The sequence below is a fragment of the Vibrio sp. 10N.261.52.A1 genome (assembly GCF_002876325.1).
GTDB lineage: Bacteria > Pseudomonadota > Gammaproteobacteria > Enterobacterales > Vibrionaceae > Vibrio > Vibrio chagasii.
On record NZ_MCYD01001226.1, the window covers coordinates 1 to 5822 of the forward strand.

Below are 5822 nucleotides of genomic sequence, written 5' to 3' on the forward strand. Positions count from 1 at the left end.
TAGCAAAGCAGCGTAATCAGCTTGCAACGAATTACACCGAGAGAGTAGGCGGAACTACTTGGTCTCGCCAGCGCTGGGAAATCACACTTTACCCAATGGCATCAGGTTCATTTGCGATTCCGACTTTACCTGTAACTCTTAAGGTATCAGCTCCCGACGGTTCTAACGTGACTGGTACACTTTATACTCAACCGATCAAGTTTGAAGCTTCGCTACCTTCTGGGTTATTGAGTGAAGAGTCGCCTTGGTTCGCAGCAACGGATGTTGAGGTTGAACAAAAGTGGCAACGTTCTAGTAATGAGCTGAAAGTCGGCGATGCGATCACTCGAACAGTGACCATTAAGGCAAAAGACAGCTTATCTGTGTTGCTACCTAACGTGTTAACCAATGAATCTACACAGCAGTATCAAGCTTATCCGCAACCGAATCGTCTTGTTGATACCCAAGAGCGAGGAGACTATCGTTCAAGCCGAATTGAAGAATCCGTCTATGTCATTCAACAAGGTGGTGAACTGACGCTCCCTGAATTCTCGTTCCAATGGTGGAATAGCGACAAACAACGTTTAGAAGATGTCGTAATCAAAGGTGAGGTGTTTGAAGCTAAGCACACATTACAGTCGTTTGTTAAAGCCTATATGCCGGTATTCATTACGATTGGTTTAGTGTCGTTAACATGTGTTTTGCTGTTTGTTGTTGGTAAGCGTTATTACGCGGCCCGACCAACACCGACGTGGTTAGTGATGAGACGTCTGTTTAAGCAGGGCGACTGGGCTGCATTACGAACGTTTATTTACACTCAATTACGATATCAAACGACGGAGTTAGAGTTATCGAAAGCTAGCATAGAAAAGTTATGGCTGGATGATAGCGCTGCACTTCAGCAAGGGCATGAAGATAAGAGCGTGTTTAAACGTTTGTGGAAAGGGTTAAAAAAACTCGCCAATGGTCGGAGTAACTCTCATGTATCTCACTCAATCGCAGGTCGCTTGAAAATTCCTAAAGCCTTGCCAGACTTAAAAGACAAAATTAAGTAGGCATTTGATGCACTTGTTTAATTGAAATACCCATAAAAATTCGGGGTTTATCGAGGCATTACGCACAACTTTTAGCAATGCGCATCGAACATAATCGGCAGGTTCTCTACTATAGGGAACCTGCTTCTTTAATATGGAACTGTATGAAAAGTACCGAGCTAAATTTAATTCCTATATTTGTCGCTATCTATGAAGAGCAGAACTTGTCTAGAGCTGCTAGCCGCATGGATATCAGTCAGCCAGCTGTGAGTAAAGCACTTGCGAGGTTGAGAGATATCTATGATGAGCCACTGTTTCACCGCACCACTTCAGGTGTTGAGCCAACCACTTTCGCAATGGACATCTACCCAGCAATGGCGGCGGCACTGAAGAACTTCACGTCGACACTGTCTGCATCAAGAGACTTCGACCCTAAAACATCTGGCCGCGTTTTTTCTATCGCCTGTGTATCGGCGGCCAGTTATGAAATGATGCCTAAGGTGATGCAACTGATCAGCCAGGTAGCACCGGGTATTGCGTTGGAAATCCATCCTCTGTTTACTGAAGACTATGAGTCTGACCTGAGGCTGCAAAGACACGATGTGATCATTGATATGACGCCAAGAGGCCGAACGACGCTCAAGCACGAGGTCGTTTCCACTGAAGAGCTGGTGGTTGTATGCCGAGAAGATCACCCGTCAATCGGTGATTCCATCGATATGGAGCAGTTTTTATCACTTGAGCATGTTGTAGTATCAAAATGGCACGCACGCCGAAGCTTACTGAGCTCAGATCATTTCAGAGACTTAGAAAAGCGTAGGGTAGTGTATCGAGCTGCTGGGGTCGTTGAGATGCTGCCAGTGATCGAGAGTTCTGATTATATCGGAATGCTGCCTATGTCATCGGTGCGTTGTTTTTCCGAGAAGTACAAGGTTAAAACACTTCCTTTGCCATTCGAGTTGGACAATCTCGATATGTGTATGATTTGGCATCCAAGCCGCACTAACGAACCAAGCCACAAGTGGTTACGTGCCAAGATCAAAGCGGCAGCAAAAGAGGTCTCGGCTTAGCGCATCCGTTTGTTTAGTGGTGGTTTCGTAGACCCACTCCAGACGCTTTTAGTACGTCTGGAGTAGGTCAAAAACGACTGATTCCACTGAGTTTGAAGCTACAGCTTATACTGATGCTTGTGATGCTTGTGATGCTTGTGATGCTTGTGATGCTTGCTCCGCATTGCCAACAAAATAAGAGACCCAGTCATCGATAGGCAGAGGTCGAGCAAAGAAATAGCCTTGCGCGTATTTACAGCCTATCTGGCGTAATGTTTTGACATGGCTTTGTGTTTCCAGTCCTTCAGCTATGACTGAAAAGTCGAGTATCTGCGCAAGTTTTAATACTGCACATGTGATCTCGTAATCGACCTTGGATGAGTTGATGTCTTCGATAAAACTACGGTCTAATTTGACGCAGTCAGCGGACAGGTTTTTTAGTACCGAAAGAGATGAATAGCCGGTACCAAAATCATCAATTGCAATCTTATAACCCTTAGAATGAAGTACTTCTATGGTTCTCGAACAGGTTTCGAAATCACGCATCATATCTCTTTCTGTTATCTCAAGTAGTAACTGATGCGGTTTGCAGTCGGTTTCGTCGAGTATGACTTGCAGTTGTTCCGCAAGATCGGTCATGTAAAACATTCGCGCTGAGAAGTTGATAGAGAAAGTCACCCCCTCTAAATTGATTCCAGAACGTTGCCATTCAGTAATTAGGTTCGCCACTTTCTTAAATACCCATTTATCGATGTCGATAATCAGGTCACTCTTTTCTGCCACTTCCAGAAAATCCACTGGTGGAAGTAGACCGAGCTTCGGATGTCGCCAACGAACAAGTGCTTCTGCACCAATGATCTCTTGCGTGTCCAGATCGACTTTTGGTTGGAAAAACACCTCTAATTCATCGTTAGCAACCGCTTGATGCAGACCCATATTGGTTTCGATGAGATCGTTCACTTCGTGGGTCATCTTATCGGCATAAACGCGGTACTGGTCTCTGCCATTACGCTTTGCGTGATACATGGCGGTGTCGGCATTTCGAATTAAAGTTTCACCGTTCGCACCATGAGTGGGGTATTCACATACGCCGATACTGGCCGCAACAAAAATCGAGTTGTCTTCGGTATAGTAAGGCTTACGAAGTGATTGGTTTAAACGCTCTGCTAGCTGTTCGCCTTCGCTCAAGCTGATGTTAGAGAACACGACCATAAACTCATCACCGCCCATTCGTGCAACAAAACCGTTATGGCCAATTAGGGTGGTTAAGATATTAGATACATTGATAAGTAGGTTGTCACCTTGTCCATGACCGAGAGAGTCATTGATGGTTTTAAACTCGTCGATATCTAAATAAAAGAGTAAGAAACAGGAATCGTGTTCACGTGAACGTTTGATCTCCTCATCCAGTTTTTTTGTGGCTAAAAGTCGGTTCGCTAACCCTGTTAATGGGTCGTGGTGCGCGAGAAAGTCGAAGTTCTTTTTCTCCTCAGTCAACTCTAGATAAGCTTCAGACAATCTTCCTGCCATGTCATTGTAGGCTTTTTCCAAATGAGACCACTCATCATTTCTGCCAAGTGCAATAGGTTCTCTCAAGCTGCCAGATTCTAAGCGGTCAAAACCGTGCTTGAGTGCATTCAATGGTTTTTGAATGTGGTTCCTTACCACATAGTTAAGCAGTAGTAGAGACAAGATAACGGCAGATAAACTGATCATGATGGCGTTAAGTCGTGACTCGCCGATCTCTTCTTCCAATTGAGCGGTAAGGGCCAATGCTTGATTTTGAACGCGTGATTCTGTGTTCTCGACCATTTCGAGTAAGTCGCTCTGCGCATCTAAAAGCGAAGCCATCACCAGCCAGCGTTGCTCAAGGTTGGCTCGAATTCGTTTTAACGCCGCGTTATAGCGTTTAACTGTTTTCTGAATTCGCTTCTTCTGTTCAATAACTGCCGCTGTTTCAATATCAACGTTTTCTAAGTGCAGTAAGAATATGTCGAGCTCTTTTTCGACTTTAATCAAAAGCACTTTTTCTGTTTCTGGCGTAATGCGGCTATGGATATCACCGACCATTTTTCCTGAAGTAAGAAAGGACTCTCTCAACATGTTCATGAGATCGAGCTCGTTGTTATAACGAATAAAGTCATGTTGGTTAAGGTGCTTGAGCTTGCTGTCGGCAATCGCAAACTCTAGTTGGTTCAATTGTGCCGCTAGGGTGGCATCAATTTGATTGGTTTGCTTGAGTATTCGATTGAGTGCAAGCGAGCTACCCAAGAAACGATGGAAGTTATCAATGAACGCGTCGATCTTCTGTGAAAACCCTTCATTGGTCGATAGATCTCTGAGCTTTTGAAGTTGGTAGTCAACGTTAAATGCTTCTTCCGACAAGGTGTTTTCACTGAACAAAAAGGTTTGTTCGAGCAGCTTCACTCGAGAGGTAAGCGTGAAAACTCGGCGGCTGATCTCTGAATTCACAATCAACTCAGATACATGTGTTGAGGTTTCGTTTTTTAGTGTCGACTCAACATAATATAAAGAGCGAATCACCATGATCACAGCAAGGCTGACGATAAGTAGCGAAATGAAGTTGGAGATGATGAAACGCTGGGTAATGTTTATTTGATTCAGTTTCATTGCGGCTTCCAAATATTCAAATACGCTTCACGGTAGCCATTTTTAGGGTCATAAATACCAGTCGCTTCGTTGTTAATCAGCTCTGCGACGTTGTTTGGAGTCACGAGGTGAACTGGCGCAGAATAACCACTTGGTGGCATGCTATTGAATGCTCGGTTGAGTTCGTCAACGATTTGCCAACCTTGTAGGTATAAAGGCTCTGGAACAGTCGCTGATTGGAACTGATCTCTGTTGATTCGCTTGTAGGCGGCTTTGCTACCATCTCCCGCAGAAATATTGTTTGGAATCAGTTTGTTTTCTTCTAGGTTAGATTCTAAGGAGGGGATGGCATAGTCGATATACAGGTCGTTTATCGCCAAAATATGGGTGATATTGTCGCCGTGTTTTTTTTCTAGCATCTTCAAGGTAGCAGGCATTTTTTGGTCGATTTGGTCGAGTGGAAGGTAGATAAGTTCCAGAACATCACAGTTACGACACTGCTTGATGGTGTCGACCATAGCGTTAGCTTTAATCATCGCAATTTCGTAGTTTGGGTCTGTAAACACCACAATTTTTGCTTGTTCGTTGGAGTCAACAATCGCAAGCAGCGCAGCAACTTCAGCGACATCTAATGGATCGGTCGTGATATTCGTGAAGAGACCAATATCAGGGTTTCCACCTGCTAACTCCGTCGCGTGCCAGCCAATGATAGTAATTCCTAAATCTTGAGCCTGTTTTAAGATCTTTTGGTGGCGGACAGCATCAATTCCACCAAGCACGATTGCATCTGGGTGAAAACCTATCGCTTTTCTTATTGCCGCCCCTTGGCGAACTTCAGAGCCTAGACCGTCGATAAAACGCAGGTGCCAATCAATGTTGGATATCGCTTCTGATAACCCTTTACCTACGCCATAAACACCGCCGTTGCGCAGATCCGACGCTACAAAAATAATGTTCTTTTCATGGCGCACGGCAGGACCTTCCGTTGGGCCTCCCCATGTGACTTGGTTTGATACAGCACGTGTGACTTTGTTTTCTGCGTATTTGAAAAATACGTCCTCTGGATACCCTGCAAAACTCGTTGAGCTGCAAGTGATAGCAAGCAATAAACTCGCAAAGTGAAATGTTCTATTCATCAGCTCTATAAAAG

Annotated in this window: 4 protein-coding genes; 2 read left to right on the forward strand and 2 right to left on the reverse strand. The window is 44.5% G+C overall.

The window, feature by feature from the left end:
• On the forward strand, nucleotides 1–1034 hold a 1034-nt coding region (locus tag BCT81_RS25895), incomplete at its 5' end, for a BatD family protein (RefSeq protein WP_102426319.1).
• A 143-nt stretch (nucleotides 1035–1177) separates the two neighbouring features.
• Nucleotides 1178–2083, forward strand: a complete 906-nt coding sequence (locus BCT81_RS25900) for a LysR family transcriptional regulator (RefSeq protein ID WP_102426320.1) — start codon at nucleotides 1178–1180, stop codon at nucleotides 2081–2083.
• Between the two features lie 105 nt (nucleotides 2084–2188).
• Here the strand turns inward: BCT81_RS25900 and BCT81_RS25905 are convergent, their stop codons facing one another.
• Together BCT81_RS25905 and BCT81_RS25910 are read right to left on the reverse strand one after the other, a co-directional pair.
• Nucleotides 2189–4693 (reverse strand): EAL domain-containing protein, encoded by a 2505-nt coding sequence (locus BCT81_RS25905; RefSeq protein WP_102426321.1) that lies wholly within the window; start codon nucleotides 4691–4693, stop codon nucleotides 2189–2191.
• A complete protein-coding gene (locus BCT81_RS25910) occupies nucleotides 4690–5808 on the reverse strand; it encodes a substrate-binding domain-containing protein (RefSeq protein ID WP_102426322.1) in 1119 nt (372 codons plus the stop codon). Before BCT81_RS25910 ends, BCT81_RS25905 begins: the two co-directional genes overlap by 4 nt.
• Nucleotides 5809–5822: the final 14 nt, after the last annotated feature.

What these genes read in the sequence shown, in the direction of transcription:
- BCT81_RS25900 (WP_102426320.1), top strand. Translation starts at nt 1,178, where the DNA reads ATGAAAAGTACCGAGCTAAATTTAATTCCTATATTTGTCGCTATCTAT.
- BCT81_RS25905 (WP_102426321.1), bottom strand. Translation starts at nt 4,693, where the DNA reads ATGAAACTGAATCAAATAAACATTACCCAGCGTTTCATCATCTCCAAC.
- BCT81_RS25910 (WP_102426322.1), bottom strand. Translation starts at nt 5,808, where the DNA reads ATGAATAGAACATTTCACTTTGCGAGTTTATTGCTTGCTATCACTTGC.